This window comes from Streptomyces sp. HUAS MS02 (assembly GCF_055702265.1).
In genome coordinates, this window is sequence record NZ_CM146747.1 from 5,208,133 (window position 1) to 5,224,567 (window position 16,435).

11 protein-coding genes and 3 rRNA genes are annotated in these 16,435 nt (G+C 66.5%); 5 read left to right on the top strand and 9 right to left on the bottom strand.

Translation table 11 applies throughout. The features are described from left to right. Positions 1 to 200: 200 nt before the first annotated feature. The 3 genes from ACZ9QC_RS22350 to rrf all read left to right on the top strand — a co-directional run bounded on the left by ACZ9QC_RS22350 (position 201) and on the right by rrf (position 5,362). A 16S ribosomal RNA gene (locus tag ACZ9QC_RS22350) occupies positions 201 to 1,726 on the top strand. A gap of 300 nt (positions 1,727 to 2,026) precedes the next feature. Beyond that, a 23S ribosomal RNA gene (locus ACZ9QC_RS22355) occupies positions 2,027 to 5,150 on the top strand. A 95-nt stretch (positions 5,151 to 5,245) separates the two neighbouring features. After that, a 5S ribosomal RNA gene (rrf, locus tag ACZ9QC_RS22360) occupies positions 5,246 to 5,362 on the top strand. Together the 16S, 23S and 5S rRNA genes form the textbook arrangement of a ribosomal RNA operon. Positions 5,363 to 5,452: 90 nt before the next feature. On the opposite strand, the gene ACZ9QC_RS22365 is transcribed toward rrf, so the two are convergent. Both ACZ9QC_RS22365 and ACZ9QC_RS22370 read right to left on the bottom strand, forming a co-directional pair. Beyond that, complete coding sequence (locus ACZ9QC_RS22365; protein ID WP_472914747.1) at positions 5,453 to 6,124, bottom strand: response regulator; 672 nt, start codon at positions 6,122 to 6,124, stop codon at positions 5,453 to 5,455. Beyond that, positions 6,121 to 7,422, bottom strand: coding sequence for a sensor histidine kinase (locus ACZ9QC_RS22370; protein ID WP_472914748.1), 1,302 nt, complete (start codon positions 7,420 to 7,422; stop codon positions 6,121 to 6,123). Before ACZ9QC_RS22370 ends, ACZ9QC_RS22365 begins: the two co-directional genes overlap by 4 nt. 94 nt (positions 7,423 to 7,516) lie before the next feature. Between ACZ9QC_RS22370 and ACZ9QC_RS22375 the strand changes: the two genes are divergently transcribed. Next, the gene (locus tag ACZ9QC_RS22375; protein ID WP_472914749.1) at positions 7,517 to 8,098 is read left to right on the top strand and encodes a GNAT family N-acetyltransferase; all 582 of its coding nucleotides are present in this window, start codon (positions 7,517 to 7,519) and stop codon (positions 8,096 to 8,098) included. Between the two features lie 80 nt (positions 8,099 to 8,178). Next, positions 8,179 to 8,556 (top strand): cupin domain-containing protein, encoded by a 378-nt coding sequence (locus ACZ9QC_RS22380; RefSeq protein ID WP_230217157.1) that lies wholly within the window; start codon positions 8,179 to 8,181, stop codon positions 8,554 to 8,556. Between the two features lie 58 nt (positions 8,557 to 8,614). Here ACZ9QC_RS22380 and ACZ9QC_RS22385 read toward each other — a convergent pair whose 3' ends face one another. From ACZ9QC_RS22385 to ACZ9QC_RS22415, 7 genes are all read right to left on the bottom strand, one after another. Continuing rightward, complete coding sequence (locus ACZ9QC_RS22385) at positions 8,615 to 10,267, bottom strand: type IV secretory system conjugative DNA transfer family protein (RefSeq protein WP_472914750.1); 1,653 nt, start codon at positions 10,265 to 10,267, stop codon at positions 8,615 to 8,617. Beyond that, the gene (locus ACZ9QC_RS22390) at positions 10,264 to 10,434 is read right to left on the bottom strand and encodes a hypothetical protein (protein ID WP_472914751.1); all 171 of its coding nucleotides are present in this window, start codon (positions 10,432 to 10,434) and stop codon (positions 10,264 to 10,266) included. Before ACZ9QC_RS22390 ends, ACZ9QC_RS22385 begins: the two co-directional genes overlap by 4 nt. A 49-nt stretch (positions 10,435 to 10,483) precedes the next feature. Beyond that, positions 10,484 to 11,917, bottom strand: a complete 1,434-nt coding sequence (locus tag ACZ9QC_RS22395; RefSeq protein ID WP_230217153.1) for an ATP-binding protein — start codon at positions 11,915 to 11,917, stop codon at positions 10,484 to 10,486. A gap of 66 nt (positions 11,918 to 11,983) precedes the next feature. Then, a complete protein-coding gene (locus ACZ9QC_RS22400; RefSeq protein WP_184892260.1) occupies positions 11,984 to 13,540 on the bottom strand; it encodes an SCO6880 family protein in 1,557 nt (518 codons plus the stop codon). Further along, positions 13,537 to 14,862 (bottom strand): energy-coupling factor transporter transmembrane component T family protein, encoded by a 1,326-nt coding sequence (locus ACZ9QC_RS22405; RefSeq protein WP_472914752.1) that lies wholly within the window; start codon positions 14,860 to 14,862, stop codon positions 13,537 to 13,539. The genes ACZ9QC_RS22400 and ACZ9QC_RS22405 overlap by 4 nt, the downstream gene beginning before the upstream one ends. Then, on the bottom strand, positions 14,852 to 15,718 hold the full coding sequence (locus tag ACZ9QC_RS22410) for a DUF8175 domain-containg protein (protein ID WP_472914753.1): 867 nt from the start codon (positions 15,716 to 15,718) through the stop codon (positions 14,852 to 14,854). Before ACZ9QC_RS22410 ends, ACZ9QC_RS22405 begins: the two co-directional genes overlap by 11 nt. 203 nt (positions 15,719 to 15,921) lie before the next feature. Beyond that, positions 15,922 to 16,230, bottom strand: a complete 309-nt coding sequence (locus ACZ9QC_RS22415; protein ID WP_033525053.1) for a hypothetical protein — start codon at positions 16,228 to 16,230, stop codon at positions 15,922 to 15,924. Positions 16,231 to 16,435 lie beyond the last annotated feature (205 nt).

Consider the following 16,435-nt stretch of genomic DNA (forward strand, 5'->3'; position numbering starts at 1 on the left):
GGGTGAGTACAAAGGAAGCGTCCGTTCCTTGAGAACTCAACAGCGTGCCAAAAATCAACGCCAGATATGTTGATACCCCGTCTCCAGCATCTGCTGGGACGAGGTTCCTTTGAAACAAACACAGCGAGGATGCTGTGAACCATCGGATTATTCCTCCGGTGGTTCCGCTCTCGTGGTGTCGACCCGATCACGGGTAAACATTCACGGAGAGTTTGATCCTGGCTCAGGACGAACGCTGGCGGCGTGCTTAACACATGCAAGTCGAACGATGAACCACTTCGGTGGGGATTAGTGGCGAACGGGTGAGTAACACGTGGGCAATCTGCCCTTCACTCTGGGACAAGCCCTGGAAACGGGGTCTAATACCGGATACGACACTCTCGGGCATCCGATGAGTGTGGAAAGCTCCGGCGGTGAAGGATGAGCCCGCGGCCTATCAGCTTGTTGGTGAGGTAACGGCTCACCAAGGCGACGACGGGTAGCCGGCCTGAGAGGGCGACCGGCCACACTGGGACTGAGACACGGCCCAGACTCCTACGGGAGGCAGCAGTGGGGAATATTGCACAATGGGCGAAAGCCTGATGCAGCGACGCCGCGTGAGGGATGACGGCCTTCGGGTTGTAAACCTCTTTCAGCAGGGAAGAAGCGAAAGTGACGGTACCTGCAGAAGAAGCGCCGGCTAACTACGTGCCAGCAGCCGCGGTAATACGTAGGGCGCGAGCGTTGTCCGGAATTATTGGGCGTAAAGAGCTCGTAGGCGGTCTGTCGCGTCGGATGTGAAAGCCCGGGGCTTAACCCCGGGTCTGCATTCGATACGGGCAGACTAGAGTGTGGTAGGGGAGATCGGAATTCCTGGTGTAGCGGTGAAATGCGCAGATATCAGGAGGAACACCGGTGGCGAAGGCGGATCTCTGGGCCATTACTGACGCTGAGGAGCGAAAGCGTGGGGAGCGAACAGGATTAGATACCCTGGTAGTCCACGCCGTAAACGGTGGGAACTAGGTGTTGGCGACATTCCACGTCGTCGGTGCCGCAGCTAACGCATTAAGTTCCCCGCCTGGGGAGTACGGCCGCAAGGCTAAAACTCAAAGGAATTGACGGGGGCCCGCACAAGCAGCGGAGCATGTGGCTTAATTCGACGCAACGCGAAGAACCTTACCAAGGCTTGACATACACCGGAAACGGCCAGAGATGGTCGCCCCCTTGTGGTCGGTGTACAGGTGGTGCATGGCTGTCGTCAGCTCGTGTCGTGAGATGTTGGGTTAAGTCCCGCAACGAGCGCAACCCTTGTTCTGTGTTGCCAGCATGCCCTTCGGGGTGATGGGGACTCACAGGAGACTGCCGGGGTCAACTCGGAGGAAGGTGGGGACGACGTCAAGTCATCATGCCCCTTATGTCTTGGGCTGCACACGTGCTACAATGGCAGGTACAATGAGCTGCGATGCCGTGAGGCGGAGCGAATCTCAAAAAGCCTGTCTCAGTTCGGATTGGGGTCTGCAACTCGACCCCATGAAGTCGGAGTTGCTAGTAATCGCAGATCAGCAGTGCTGCGGTGAATACGTTCCCGGGCCTTGTACACACCGCCCGTCACGTCACGAAAGTCGGTAACACCCGAAGCCGGTGGCCCAACCCGTAAGGGAGGGAGCTGTCGAAGGTGGGACTGGCGATTGGGACGAAGTCGTAACAAGGTAGCCGTACCGGAAGGTGCGGCTGGATCACCTCCTTTCTAAGGAGCATCTAGATCTCGCAAGAGATCCAGGGCCACAACGTCGGCGAACGTCCGACGGTGGTTGCTCATGGGTGGAACGTTGATTATTCGGCCGGTTTCACGGGCCGGAGGCTGTTAGTACTGCTCGCAAGAGCGTGGAAAACATGATCTCCGGACGGGACCCGGTCGGGCACGCTGTTGGGTGTCTGAGGGAATGAACTTCCTTCAGTGCCGGCCCCAGTGCACTCGAACCGCTGGTTCGGGGTGATGGGTGGTTGGTCGTTGTTTGAGAACTGCACAGTGGACGCGAGCATCTGTGGCCAAGTTTTTAAGGGCGCACGGTGGATGCCTTGGCACCAGGAACCGATGAAGGACGTGGGAGGCCACGATAGGCCCCGGGGAGTCGTCAACCAGGCTTTGATCCGGGGGTGTCCGAATGGGGAAACCCGGCAGTCGTCATGGGCTGTCACCCGCTGCTGAACACATAGGCAGTGTGGAGGGAACGCGGGGAAGTGAAACATCTCAGTACCCGCAGGAAGAGAAAACAACCGTGATTCCGGGAGTAGTGGCGAGCGAAACTGGATGAGGCCAAACCGTATGCGTGTGAGACCCGGCAGGGGTTGCGTATACGGGGTTGTGGGATCTCTCTTCTGTTGTCTGCCGGCAACAGGACGAGTCAGAAACCGTTGATGTAGGCGAAGGACATGCGAAAGGTCCGGCGTAGAGGGTAAGACCCCCGTAGCTGAAACGTCAACGGCTCGTTTGAGAGACACCCAAGTAGCACGGGGCCCGAGAAATCCCGTGTGAATCTGGCGGGACCACCCGCTAAGCCTAAATATTCCCTGGTGACCGATAGCGGATAGTACCGTGAGGGAATGGTGAAAAGTACCGCGGGAGCGGAGTGAAATAGTACCTGAAACCGTGTGCCTACAAGCCGTGGGAGCGTCGGACATCAAGCTTGCTTGGTGTCTCGTGACTGCGTGCCTTTTGAAGAATGAGCCTGCGAGTTTGCGGTGTGTTGCGAGGTTAACCCGGGTGGGGTAGCCGTAGCGAAAGCGAGTCCGAACAGGGCGGTTTTAGTAGCACGCTCAAGACCCGAAGCGGAGTGATCTAGCCATGGGCAGGTTGAAGCGGAGGTAAGACTTCGTGGAGGACCGAACCCACCAGGGTTGAAAACCTGGGGGATGACCTGTGGTTAGGGGTGAAAGGCCAATCAAACTCCGTGATAGCTGGTTCTCCCCGAAATGCATTTAGGTGCAGCGTCGTGTGTTTCTTGCCGGAGGTAGAGCACTGGATAGGCGATGGGCCCTACCGGGTTACTGACCTTAGCCAAACTCCGAATGCCGGTAAGTGAGAGCGCGGCAGTGAGACTGTGGGGGATAAGCTCCATGGTCGAGAGGGAAACAGCCCAGAGCATCGACTAAGGCCCCTAAGCGTACGCTAAGTGGGAAAGGATGTGGAGTCGCAGAGACAACCAGGAGGTTGGCTTAGAAGCAGCCACCCTTGAAAGAGTGCGTAATAGCTCACTGGTCTAGTGATTCCGCGCCGACAATGTAGCGGGGCTCAAGCGTACCGCCGAAGTCGTGTCATTCCAGCATGAGGGCCAACGCCCGCTGGGATGGGTAGGGGAGCGTCGTGTGCCGGGTGAAGCAGCCGCGGAAGCGAGTTGTGGACGGTTCACGAGTGAGAATGCAGGCATGAGTAGCGATACAAACGTGAGAAACGTTTGCGCCGATTGACCAAGGGTTCCTGGGTCAAGCTGATCTGCCCAGGGTAAGTCGGGACCTAAGGCGAGGCCGACAGGCGTAGTCGATGGATAACCGGTTGATATTCCGGTACCCGCTGTGAAGCGTCAAACATTGAACCAGGCGATGCTAAGTCCGTGAAGCCGCCCCGGATCCTTCGGGTGAAGGGGAGTGGTGGAGCCGACGAACCAGACTTGCAGTAGGTGAGTGATGGGGTGACGCAGGAAGGTAGTCCATCCCGGGCGGTGGTTGTCCCGGGGTAAGGGTGTAGGACGGTGTGTAGGTAAATCCGCACGCCATTAAGTCTGAGACCTGATGCCGAGCCGATTGTGGTGAAGTGGATGATCCTATGCTGTCGAGAAAAGCCTCTAGCGAGTTTCATGGCGGCCCGTACCCTAAACCGACTCAGGTGGTCTGGTAGAGAATACCGAGGCGTTCGGGTGAACTATGGTTAAGGAACTCGGCAAAATGCCCCCGTAACTTCGGGAGAAGGGGGGCCACACCTGGTGATCCGATTTACTCGGTGAGCTGGGGGTGGCCGCAGAGACCAGCGAGAAGCGACTGTTTACTAAAAACACAGGTCCGTGCGAAGCCGTAAGGCGATGTATACGGACTGACGCCTGCCCGGTGCTGGAACGTTAAGGGGACCGGTTAGTCACTCTTCGGGGTGGCGAAGCTGAGAACTTAAGCGCCAGTAAACGGCGGTGGTAACTATAACCATCCTAAGGTAGCGAAATTCCTTGTCGGGTAAGTTCCGACCTGCACGAATGGCGTAACGACTTCTCGACTGTCTCAACCATAGGCCCGGTGAAATTGCACTACGAGTAAAGATGCTCGTTTCGCGCAGCAGGACGGAAAGACCCCGGGACCTTTACTACAGTTTGATATTGGTGTTCGGTTCGGCTTGTGTAGGATAGCTGGGAGACTGTGAAGCTCGGACGCCAGTTCGGGTGGAGTCGTCGTTGAAATACCAGTCTGGTCGTGCTGGATGTCTAACCCGGGTCCGTGATCCGGATCGGGGACAGTGTCTGATGGGTAGTTTAACTGGGGCGGTTGCCTCCCAAAGGGTAACGGAGGCGCCCAAAGGTTCCCTCAGCCTGGTTGGCAATCAGGTGGTGAGTGTAAGTGCACAAGGGAGCTTGACTGTGAGACCGACGGGTCGAGCAGGGACGAAAGTCGGGACTAGTGATCCGGCGGTGGCTTGTGGAAGCGCCGTCGCTCAACGGATAAAAGGTACCCCGGGGATAACAGGCTGATCTTCCCCAAGAGTCCATATCGACGGGATGGTTTGGCACCTCGATGTCGGCTCGTCGCATCCTGGGGCTGGAGTCGGTCCCAAGGGTTGGGCTGTTCGCCCATTAAAGCGGTACGCGAGCTGGGTTTAGAACGTCGTGAGACAGTTCGGTCCCTATCCGCTGCGCGCGCAGGAATATTGAGAAGGGCTGTCCCTAGTACGAGAGGACCGGGACGGACGAACCTCTGGTGTGCCAGTTGTTCTGCCAAGGGCATGGCTGGTTGGCTACGTTCGGGAGGGATAACCGCTGAAAGCATCTAAGCGGGAAGCCTGCTTCGAGATGAGTATTCCCACCCACTTGATGGGGTAAGGCTCCCAGTAGACGACTGGGTTGATAGGCCAGATATGGAAGCCTGGTAACGGGTGGAGTTGACTGGTACTAATAGGCCGAGGGCTTGTCCTCAGTTGCTCGCGTCCACTGTGTTGGTTCTGAAACCACGAACAACCCCATGCCTCATGGTCACGAGGGATGGTGCGGTATTCATAGTTTCATAGTGTTTCGGTGGTCATAGCGTGAGGGAAACGCCCGGTTACATTCCGAACCCGGAAGCTAAGCCTTACAGCGCCGATGGTACTGCAGGGGGGACCCTGTGGGAGAGTAGGACGCCGCCGAACAATTTTTGAGAAAGCCCCTGCCGGGAGACCGGCGGGGGCTTTCTGCATTTGCAGGCCGGCCTTCTTCCGGGAATCAGCAGGAATCAGGAATCAGGACGGCTCCACCAATTTCGTGTCGTACGCCAGGATCACTGCCTGGATGCGGTCCCGTGAACCGGTTTTGGCGAGGATGCGGCCGACGTGGGTTTTGACCGTCGACTCCGCGAGATGGAGCCGGGCGGCTATCTCGGTGTTCGTCCAGCCCTGGCCGATGACCGTGAGGATCTCCCGTTCGCGGTCGGTGAGGGGTGAGAGACGGGGGTCCGTGGGGGCGGGGGCGGTGGGCTCTCCGGGTTTCGGCAGGTGACGGGCGTAGGTGTCGAGGAGACGGCGGGTCAGGCTGGGTGCCACCACCGCGTCGCCGGAGGCCACGGCTCGGATGCCGGAGAGGAGCTCCTCGGGGAGGGCGTCCTTGACGAGGAAGCCGGAGGCGCCGGCGCGGAGACCGGCGTAGGCGTATTCGTCGAGGTCGAACGTGGTGATGATCAGGACGCGGGTGCGGTCGCCCGCCGAGACGATGCGGCGGGTGGCCTCGATGCCGTCGAGGCCGGGCATGCGGACGTCCATCAGGACCACGTCGGGGTGGAGCTCGGCCGTCAGCCGGACCGCCCCGCTGCCGCCCGGGGCCTCGCCGACGACCGTCATGTCGTCCTGGCTCTCCAGGAGCATGCGGAAGCCGAGGCGTTGCAGGGGCTGGTCGTCGGCGATGAGGACGGTCGTCACTGCGGGGAATCCTCCGGGAGATGTAGGTGGACTCGCCAGCCGCGTCGCGGGTGGGGGAGCGGTCCGGCCTCAAGTGTGCCGCCGTACAGGGCTGTTCGCTCGCGCATGCCGGGGATGCCGCGGCCGCCGTTCGTGGAGGCGGGCTGGGCGGGGGCGGTGCGCGCGGTGTCGGTGAGGGTGAGGGAGACGGCGCCGGAGTCCTCGTAGGAGATGAGGAGGCGGGACGTGGCGCCCGGGCCCGCGTGCTTCAGGGTGTTGGTGAGGGCTTCCTGGACGACGCGGTAGACGGTGAGTTGGCGGCCGGGCGACAGGGCCGGGGTGCCGCGGACGGTGCTGTGGACGGGGAGGCCGGCGGACCGTACGCCGGTGAGCAGGCGGTCGAGGTCGGTGAGGGAGGGCTGGGGGGTCAGATCGGCCGGCGGGGCGGGGGTCGAGGGGTCCTCGGGGTCGTCGCGAAGGACGTCCAGGAGACGGCGTAGCTCCGCGAGGGCCTGGCGGCTGGTGGTGGAGATGGCGGTGAGGGCCTCGGTGGCGCGGGCGGGGTCCTTCGGTGCCGCGTAACGGCCGCCGTCGGCCAGGCCGGTGATGACGGAGAGGTTGTGGCCGATGATGTCGTGCATCTCGCGGGCGATGCGGGCGCGTTCGGCGGCGGTGGCGAGGCGTAGCTGCTGGTCGCGTTCGACTTCCAGCTGGCGGGCGCGTTCGACGAGGGAGGCGAGGTACTCCTTGCGGGTGCGCACGGCTATGCCGGCGACCGCGGCGAGCGCCAGGGCCGTCGCCGCGGGGACGATGTTCTGGTCGAGGCCCTGTTCGTCGGGGTGGCGGAGGCCGCCGACGACGTAGGGCAGCACGGCGAGGGCGTAGGACCAGAGCAGGGTGCGTTGGCGGGTGCGCAGGGCCACGTGGAAGACGGTGAGCAGACAGAGTTCGCCCGCCTGGAGGGAGGCACCGGTCCAGGTGTTGACGAGGGCGAACGGCAGCGTCGTCAGGAGGGCCGCGAAGGGGCGGGTGCGGCGCAGGAGGAGCGGGAGGGTGAAACCGAGGGAGAGGGTGACGATCAGCCAGCCGGGGAGGGTGGGGTTGTCGGTGGTGTTCCGCCAGCCGCCGCTGGTGTAGTCGATGAGGGCGGCGGTCACGAAGAAGCCCGTGACGAGCAGGTCCCAGAGCAGGGGACGGCGGTGGTCGAGATCCCGGGCCCGCTGGGTGAGGCGTCGGAAGTGCTGGGTGAGGGGTTGCGGGCCGGCCGGCTGCCAGGTGCTCTCGGTGCCGGTGTCGCGTTCGGTGCCGTCGCTCGTCACGTGGGCATCCTCGTACGTGGGGTGGGCTCTGGGCGTGCGACCGGGGCCGGAAATCCGGTGAAGGGTGTAGTACCCCGGTACTACCGTGACCCGCATGAAGCTGCCTCCGCGTGCCGAGAGCCCCGTTCTTCCGGAGGGGTACCGCATCCGGTCCGTCCGTGCCGAGGAATGGCGTGAGGTGCGGGAGTTGAGGCTGGCCGCGCTGCGGGACCCGGTGGCTCATCTCGCGTTCCTGGAGGCGTACGAGGAGGCCGCCGCGCGGCCGGACGGGTTCTGGAAGGAGCGGGCGGAGGGGGCCGCGGAGGGGGCTCGGGAGCGGCGGCAGTTCGTGGTGGAGAGCGCGGCCGGTGAGTGGGTCGGGACGGTGACCGTGCTCGTGGAGGAGGCCGGTGCGCGGGACTTCTTCGGTGGGGTCGTCGAGCGGCGGCAGGCGCATCTGGTGGGCGTGTTCCTGCGGGACGGGCATCGGGGCAAGGGTGTGGGCGAGGCGTTGTTCGCGGTCGCCGTGGGGTGGGCCCGGTCGGCCGGGGTGGAGCGGGTGCGGTTGTTCGTGAACGAGGGGAACGGACGGGCCGCCGCCTTCTACCGGCGGGTCGGGTTCGTGGGCAGTGGGGTGACTGTCGAGGGGGACGAGGGGCGGGAGTTGGAGTACGTGCTGGAGTGGGCCCAGGTGTAGGGCCCAGGCGCAGGGCGTAGGGCGTAGGGCGTAGGGCGTGGGGCGTAGGGCGTGGGGCTCGGGTGTTAGCGTTCGGCGGCATGGACGACAGCGTGTATGTGGGCAATGCGGGCAAGGACGCGGCGCTGGACCGGGGTTGGCTGCTCGGGCACTTCAAGGCGGAGGGGGATCCGCGGCGGAGTGAGGCGGTGGAGATCAAGTGGGGTGTCCATCCACGGGGTGACACGCGCGCCCAGTGGGTCCGGGGTGAGGAACGGACCGCTCTGCAGGTGCTGATCAGCGGTCGTTTCCGGGTCGATTTCCCCGGCCGTAGCGTCGTGTTGGAGCGGCAGGGCGACTATGTCGTCTGGGGGCGCGGGGTGGACCACTCCTGGGTCGCGGAGGAGGAGTCGGTGGTGCTGACGGTGCGGTGGCCGTCCGTGGCCGGGTACGCGGTGCCGGACGAGGGCGCTTCCTGACTCCCGGACTGCCGGACAGATTGCCGGAATCCCAGACTGCCTGACCGCCCGACTGTGTTCAGGGCAGCGGGAGTTCGGCGTTCGGCCAGCGGGAGCGGGCCTGTTCGCGGGAGCGGAGGAGGGCCAGGGTGGGGAGGCCCTGGTCGGCGCCGCCGGTCAGGAGGGCGGGGAGCTGGGGGAGCGGGGCCACGGCCGCCACGTCGTCCAGGACCAGGGTGAGTGGTGGGTCGAGGCGGCCGGAGGATGACCGTTCGGCCATGCGCCGGCCGCGCTCGACCACGCTTGAGACGAGGGCCGTCAGGAGAGGCATCGCGGAGGGGTTCGCCTTGGGGTCCTCGATGGGGTCGCCGACCACATAGAGCGTTCCCCCCTCGTGCACGAAGGAATCCAGCGCCAGGGAGTCGGCTCGGTTCGGGGCGCACGCCTCGCGGACGTTGACCGTGGACAGGGCGGAGAGGGCGCGGGCCGTCAACTGCTGTGCGATGTCCCGGCGTTCGGGGTGTGAGGTGAGCGCCGACTCCAGCTCACCGGCCGCGCCGGGGGCCGCCTTCGGGTTCGTCCGCAGGGTGCGGACCGCTTCCTGGACGTTGCTGCCTTGGGCCCAGCGGTGCAGGTGGCGGATGGTGCGGGTGTCTATGGCGGCGGCGTGGAGGTAGCTGCGCAGGAGGGTCTCGGCGGTGTCCGCCACCGCTTGGTCGATCCTGGCGGTGGGGCGGATGGGGGCGAGCAGGGCGATGGCCCTGGCCAGCGCCGTCGGCTTGTCCTCGCAGCCGGAGATGGGCGACCAGTGGAGGCGGGCCGGTGTGTCGCAGCGGTGAGCGGGGTCGTAGAGGAGGACCGGGCCCAGTTTGGCGCGGGCGTCCTTCGTGTCCGACCAGAGGGTGGGGTCGGAGGTGACGACGAGGGCCGGGCCTTCGGCGTCCCGTACGGCCTGCGCGGCGACCGGGCGACGGGACTCGGCGGGGCCGAGGACGACCGTGGGGGCCGGGTTGGCCCAGGTGGCGTCGGTGTCGAGTGCTGCGCCCACCTCGGCCGCCGGGGCGGAGGGGAGGGCGACCGCGGCAGCGGCGATCGGACTCGGCGTCGGCGTCGGGTTCGGGTTCGGGCCGGTGAATCCGGCGGGTGGGGCGAGGCCGCCGCCGCTGGGGGTCGTGGTGTGCGGCGGGGTGGGGACGGTGGGCTGCGCGGACGACTGTTCCACGGGGGCGGCGGTCGGGGGCGCGCTCTGGGTGTGGCTGGGAGCGTGTGGTGCGGCGTGACCGGGGGCGTGTGGTGCGGTGGGGCCGGGGTGCTGGGCCGGTGCTTCCGCCGTCGGGGTGCCCTGCCTCTGGGCCCGTGCCGCCTTGTCCCTCGCTCGGACGGCTCGCCAGCGGGCCAGGGTGCCCATCGTGAAGACGGTCAGGACGAGGAGGACCATGAGCTGGCTGATGAGGAGGCCCCAGAAGAGGCCGTAGCCGGAGAGCTGGGCGGCGGGGGTGTCCGGCCAGGCGGCGGGGAGGTCCTGCGGGGCGGAGATCAGGCTGCGTACGGCCAGGGGGGTGCGGGTGAAGGTGACGCCGTCCGGCCAGGCGCCGTGGGCGAAGAGGCCGGCCAGACCGGTGGCCGACCAGACCAGCAGGGTCACGCTCACCAGGAAGCCCAAGAGGGCGATCAGCAGTCCGTCGGGGATGCCGCCACCGCCCTGCCGGGGGCGCCGCTCGTCCGGTCTCACCGCACGCCGCCGTACCCGCCGTGGGCCCGGCCGCCGTGCACGCTGTGGCCCCGGCCGTTGCCCACGTCGTACGCCCGGCCGCCGTACACCCGGGCATTGTTCGCGCCGTACGCCCCGCCACCGTACGCTCGGCCGTCGTTCGCGCCGTACGCTTTGCCGTCGTTCACGCCGTTTCCTCGTCCTGACCCTGCTCGTTCCGGCTCATCGCTGTCCCGCTCAGGCCACCGTCGACTCGGAGGAGCCGTATCCGTCGACCTCGCTCAGCTGCTGTTCGACGAACGCCGCCGCTCGTTCCTCCGCTTCCAGTTCGGCGGCGTGCAGGGCGTCGTCGTCCAGCAGGTGGTCGACGGAGGATTCGGTCATCGCGCGGTCGGTGAAGACGAGGGGGCGTTCGGTCTCGGTGATCAGGTGTTTGACCACCTGTACGTTGCCGTTGACGTCCCAGACGGCGATGCCGGGGGTGAGGGTGGGGATGATCTCCACCGCCCAGCGGGGCAGGCCCAGGACGCGGCCCGTCGCCCGGGCCTCGTCCGCTTTCTGGGCGTAGATCGTCCGTGTGGAGGCCATCTTCAGGATGGCCGCGGCCTCCTTGGCCGCCGCGCCGTCGATGACGTCGGACAGGTGGTGGACGACCGCGACGAAGGACAGACCGAGGCGGCGGCCGAACTTCAGCAGGCGCTGGAAGAGCTGGGCGACGAACGGGCTGTTGATGATGTGCCAGGCCTCCTCGACCAGGAAGATGCGCTTCTTCCGGTCGGGGCGGATCCAGGTGTGCTCCAGCCACACGCCGACGATCGCCATGAGGATGGGCATCGCGATGGAGTTGCGGTCGATGTGGGAGAGGTCGAAGACGATGAGGGGTGCGTCGAGGTCGATGCCCACGGTGGTGGGGCCGTCGAACATGCCGCGGAGGTCACCGTCGACCAGGCGGTCCAGGACCAGTGCCACGTCCAGGCCCCAGGCCCGTACGTCGTCCAGGGCGACGTTCATCGCCTCCGCGGACTCCGGCTCGGGGTGGCGGAGCTGCTCGACGATGTCGGTGAGCACCGGTTGGCGTTCGACGATCGTCTCGTTGACGTAGGCGTGCGCGACCTTCAGGGCGAAGCCGGAGCGTTCGTCCAGGCCATGGCCCATCGCCACCTCGATGATCGTCCGCAGGAGGGCCAGCTGGCCCGTCGTGGTGATCGAGGGGTCGAGGGGGTTGAGGCGGATGCCCATGTCGAGGGCGGCCGTCGGGTCGAGGCGGATGGGAGTTATTCCCAGCTCCTCCGCGATGAGGTTCCACTCGCCGACGCCGTCCTCGCCCTGGGCGTCGAGGACGACGACCTGGCGGTCGCGGAAGCGCAGCTGGCGCAGGACGTACGTCTTCTCCAGGGCCGACTTGCCGTTGCCGGACTCGCCGAGGACGAGCCAGTGCGGGGCCGGGAGCTGCTGGCCGTAGAGCTGGAAGGGGTCGTAGATGTAGCCCTTCCCGGAGTAGACCTCGCGGCCGATGATCACGCCGGAGTCGCCGAGGCCGGGGGCGGCGGTCGGGAGGTAGACCGCCTGGGCCTGTCCGGTGGAGGTGCGGACCGGCAGGCGGGTCGTCTCGACCTTGCCGAAGAGGAAGGACGTGAAGGCGTCGGTGAGGGCGGAGATCGGGTCCCTCATCAGTGCTTCACCTCCAGGTGCGGTTGGGCTCCAGGGGCCCTCGGGTGGTCCCGCATCGCGATGGCCCTACCTTCGGATTCCGGTGGCGAACGGGAGCGTGTTGACGAAGGCCCGGTGGTGTTCGCGATCGCACCACTCCAGCTTGAGGTACGACTTGCCGGCCGAGGCCCTTATCGTCCGCTTGTCGCGGGCCAGTGCCTCCGGGGAGCGGGAGGAGACGGTGATGTAGCCGACGAGGTTGACGCCGGCGGCGCCGCTCGCGAGGTCCTCGCCGCGCTGGTCGAGGCGGGAGTGGGAGGCCACGTCACGCGGGTCGACCGTGCGGTTCATCTTGGCGGCGCGGGACGCCTCCGCCTCGTCGTTGGTCTTCTCCGTCAGCATGCGTTCGATGGCGACCTCGGTGGGTTCGAGGTCCATCGTGACGGCGACGGTGCGGATGACGTCCGGGGTGTGGACCAGGAGGGGCGCCAGGAAGTTGACGCCGACCGGGGTCATCGGCCACTCCTTGACCCAGGCCGTGGCGTGGCACCAGGGGGCGCGGGTGGAGGACTCGCGGGTCTTGGCCTGGAGGTAGTCCGGCTCCATCGCGTCCAGTTCGGCCGGCCAGGCGTTGCGCTTGGTCATGGCCTGGATGTGGTCGATGGGGTGGTCCGGGTCGTACATGGAGTGGATGAGGGAGGCGAGGCGGCCCTGGCCGAGCGGCTGCCGTACGCGGATGTCGGCCTCCTGGAGGCGCGAGCAGATGTCCGTCAGCTCGCGGGCCATGACGACGGCGAGGCCGGCGTCCTTGTCCAGCTTGCGGCCGTGGGGGCGGGCGGCGCGGGCCATGGCGTGGCCCTCGGCGGCCAGTTCGCGGGTGTAGTGCATACAGGCGACGAGGTACGCGCGGTGCTGCTCGCTGCTGGTGGAGACCATGGACTGCAGCTGGTCGTACGACTGCTGGAGCCAGCCGGGGGCGCGGTCGTCGCCGCGCTGGGCGACGTCCTTGGCGTGGGCGTCCGGGTCGGCGGGGAGCGTGCGGGCGAGCATCTGGAGGCGGGTGACGAAGCCGTCGCCGTTGGCCACGTGCTTGAGGAGGGTGCCGAAGCGGTCGACGAGGGCTTCCTGATCCTCGGAGTCGCGCAGGCCGACGCCCGGGCCCTCGATCTCGATGGCGGCGGTGACGGTCCGGCGGTCGGCGTGGAGCAGGACGGCGATCTCGTCGGGGCCGAAGGGCGCGGCGAGCCAGGTGATGCGGCCGATGCCGGGCGGCGGGCCGACCTCGACCTCACGGCCGTCGAGGCGGGTGCCGGCCTCCATGTTGGCCGAACGGTACGTCGTGCCCTTGCGCAGGCTGCGCTTGTAACTGCGGTTGATCTCGAACCACTTGTAGAAGGTCCGCCGCTTGTACGGCACGTACACCGCGGCCAGGGCCAGCATCGGGAAGCCCGTCAGCAGGGCGATGCGGGGGACGAGCACCGGGACGAGGAGGCCGCACATCATGCCGAGGAACGCGCCCGCGATGATCAGTGCGATCTCGCCGGACTCGCGGTTCCGGCCGATGATCGCGTTCGGCCGGGCGCGGCCGATCAGATATGTACGGCGGGGCGTGATCGCGTGGGACAGGTGGGAATCGGTCGTCAACGCCCTTCACCTCCCGTGCGGTTGCTGTTGCGGGTGTTGCCGGCGTGGGGGGTGTTGACCGGGCTCGTACGGGGCGGGGGTGCGGCGGAGGGGACAGTTCCGCCGCCGCCGCTCGCGCTGCGCGAGCTGTGGGCGGCCACGCCGCCGGATGCGGGGTTGGACGGGCGGGGTGTGCTGCTGCCGCCGCCTCCGCCGTTGTTGTCGGCCCGGGAGCTGTGGGTCTTGATGCCCTGGGCGACGAGGGTGGCGGGGGAGCTGATGACGGCGGCGGCCTTGCCCTCGGCGCCGCGCATGATGCGGTTGTTGCGGGAGTTGGCGATCTCGTCGCCGAAGCCCGGGACGAAGCGGTAGATCATCGCCGAGGCGAAGATGGCGAGCAGGATGATGGCGAGGCCGGAGACGACCGCGGCGAGGGAGTCGGGGCCGTCCTCGGTGGTCAGGGCGCCGGCGAGGCCGAGCACGATGACGATGACGGGCTTGACCAGGATGATCGCGATCATGATGCCCGCCCAGCGGCGGACGTGGCCCCACAGGTCCTTGTCGACGAGGCCGGCGTAGACGACGACGCCGAGGAGGGCGCCGACGTAGAGGAGGACGGCCCTCAGGTACAGCTCCAGGTACAGCACGCCGGCGGCGACGATGGAGACCAGCGACACCAGGATCAGCATGATGGGGCCGCCGCCGATGTCGTTGCCTTTCTTCAGGGCCTCGGAGAACGTGCCGAAGAAAGTGTCCGTCTGGTTGCCGGTGGTGCGGGCGATGATGTCGCTGACGCCGTCGGTGGCCGAGACGATGGTGTAGAGGATGAGCGGGGTGAAGGCGGAGGCCAGCACGGTCAGCCAGAGGAAGCCGATGGCCTCCGAGATGGCCGTCGTGAACGGCACGCCGCGGACGGCTCGCTTGGTGACGGCGAGCAGCCACAGCACGAGCGTGAGGATCGCGGAGGCGGCGAACACGACCGCGTAGTGCTTCAGGAACGTCATGTTCGTGAAGTCGACGTCCGCGGTCTCGTTGACGGCTTCGGAGAGCTTGTCGACGGTCCATGAGGCGGCGTCGGCGCAGCCTTGGGCCAGGGAGGAGAGGGGGTCGAGGGTGGTGGTTACGTCGTTGGGGAGGGTGCTGGTGTCGGCTTTTTCGCCGGCGCCTCGTTCGCAGTAGTCCTTGGCGGGGCCCGAGATCAGCGAGCAGGGGTCGTCACTGGTCGTGGGAGATGGTGTCGGGGTGGGCGCGGCGAAGGCTCGGGTCGCCAGCAGAACGGCTCCGACCTGAACGGCTGCCACCGCACCGGTGACCGTGAGTGCGCGACGCGGGCTACCGGGCATACGTGAACCCTCCGAACTCCTCGACCGCCTTGCCGATCTCGTCGGCTCCGGAGACCGGGTCGTCTGCGTTGACGGGGGTTGGGCCGGTCTTCTGGCTGGTCTCGAGGACCTTCCAGTCGCCATCTGTCCAGCGCAGCTTCAAGGTCACGGTGAACCAGCCGTTGGTCACCGGGTTGGTCGTGCTTTCCCCGGTGAGCCCGAAGAGGCTGTTGCACCAGACCTCGACGGTTGCCGCCTCGGAGCTGTAGGCCGTGGCCTTGGTGCCGACCGGCAGTGTGCGGTTGACGAACGTGCTGCCCGAGGGCGCGCTGCCGTCCTCGCCGAGGCCCAGTGACTTCAGGAACTCGGCGGAGTAGTCGGCGTCGAAGCCGTCCTGGAGGCGGTCCATGGCGCTGGGATCGGCGATGGTCTCGACGATCTGATGGCGTGTGGCGGTGTTGAACATGCCGTCCGAACCCAAGGCGGCCGTGTAGTTGGTTGCCGCGCTCTGGGCCCCTGCTTCGCTCCGCGCGAACCCCGTAGGGATCCCCGCCGTCTTCGACTTCACCGGCCGCTCCCCCGATGCCGCCGTAGGGGCCGTTTCCGGCTTGTCGGCGGTGGATCCTCCGGACGTGTCGGAGTCCCCGCCGCCCCGGTTCGCGAAGGCGATCGCGGCGATGAGGAGGACGACCACGCCGACGACGGTGACGAGGCTTCTGGAGGAGGAGCGGGGTCGGCGGGGCGCGCCGCCGTAGGGGTCGCCGCCGCCCTCGGGGAGGCGTGTCCGGGTCTGGCCGGTGCCGGCGTACCCCCCGTACGCCCCGTCGTCCCCGGAGCGCGAGGACTCGCGGTACCCGTGCTCGTCGCCGAGACTCATGCCGCGGTCGCCCCTTCAACTTCGACGTCGTACCGAAAGGCGTAGCAGTACGACGGTAGCCGCGCTGGTTCCCGCGCGGGCGCGGTGTGGAGACTCGACATCAGGGAAACGCAACCTCAGCCGGTGGGCACGACGGATGGGTGGGGTGGGAGGGGAACCGGGCGAGGCCGGTGGTCCGGCCGGGGCGGGTGCCGGCGGCCGCGCTACACGGCCATGCCGTACACGATGGTGAAGAGCGTGCCCAGTGAGCCGATGATGAAGACGCCGGTGAGGCCGGCGATGATGAGGCCCTTGCCCTGTTCGGCGCTGAAGGTGTCGCGCAGGGCGGTCGCGCCGATGCGCTGTTTGGCCGCACCCCAGATCGCGATGCCGAGGCAGAGGAGGATGGCGACCGCCATCACGACCTCGATCATCACGCGTGCCTCGTTGCCCAGGTCGCCGAAAGGCCCCCAGTCAGGGGCGATTCCGCCGATGATGGTGGTGATGTCGCCCTTGTCGGCCGCAACGAACATGTAAGTCACCGCCCCTAGTGGGTAGTTCTGTGTGCCTGTGTGTCTGTGCTTGTTGTGCGCTTGGTGTGCGGCACGTACGCCTCGGCGTCCGCTCCGCACGCCTCCGCGCGGTTGCGCAGAGGTCGGGCCCATTCTCGCCGACAATGACGCTGTCGTATGTCGACTTGGCGTCATTGATTGGCGGGTTTCGTACGGATCCCTTGCC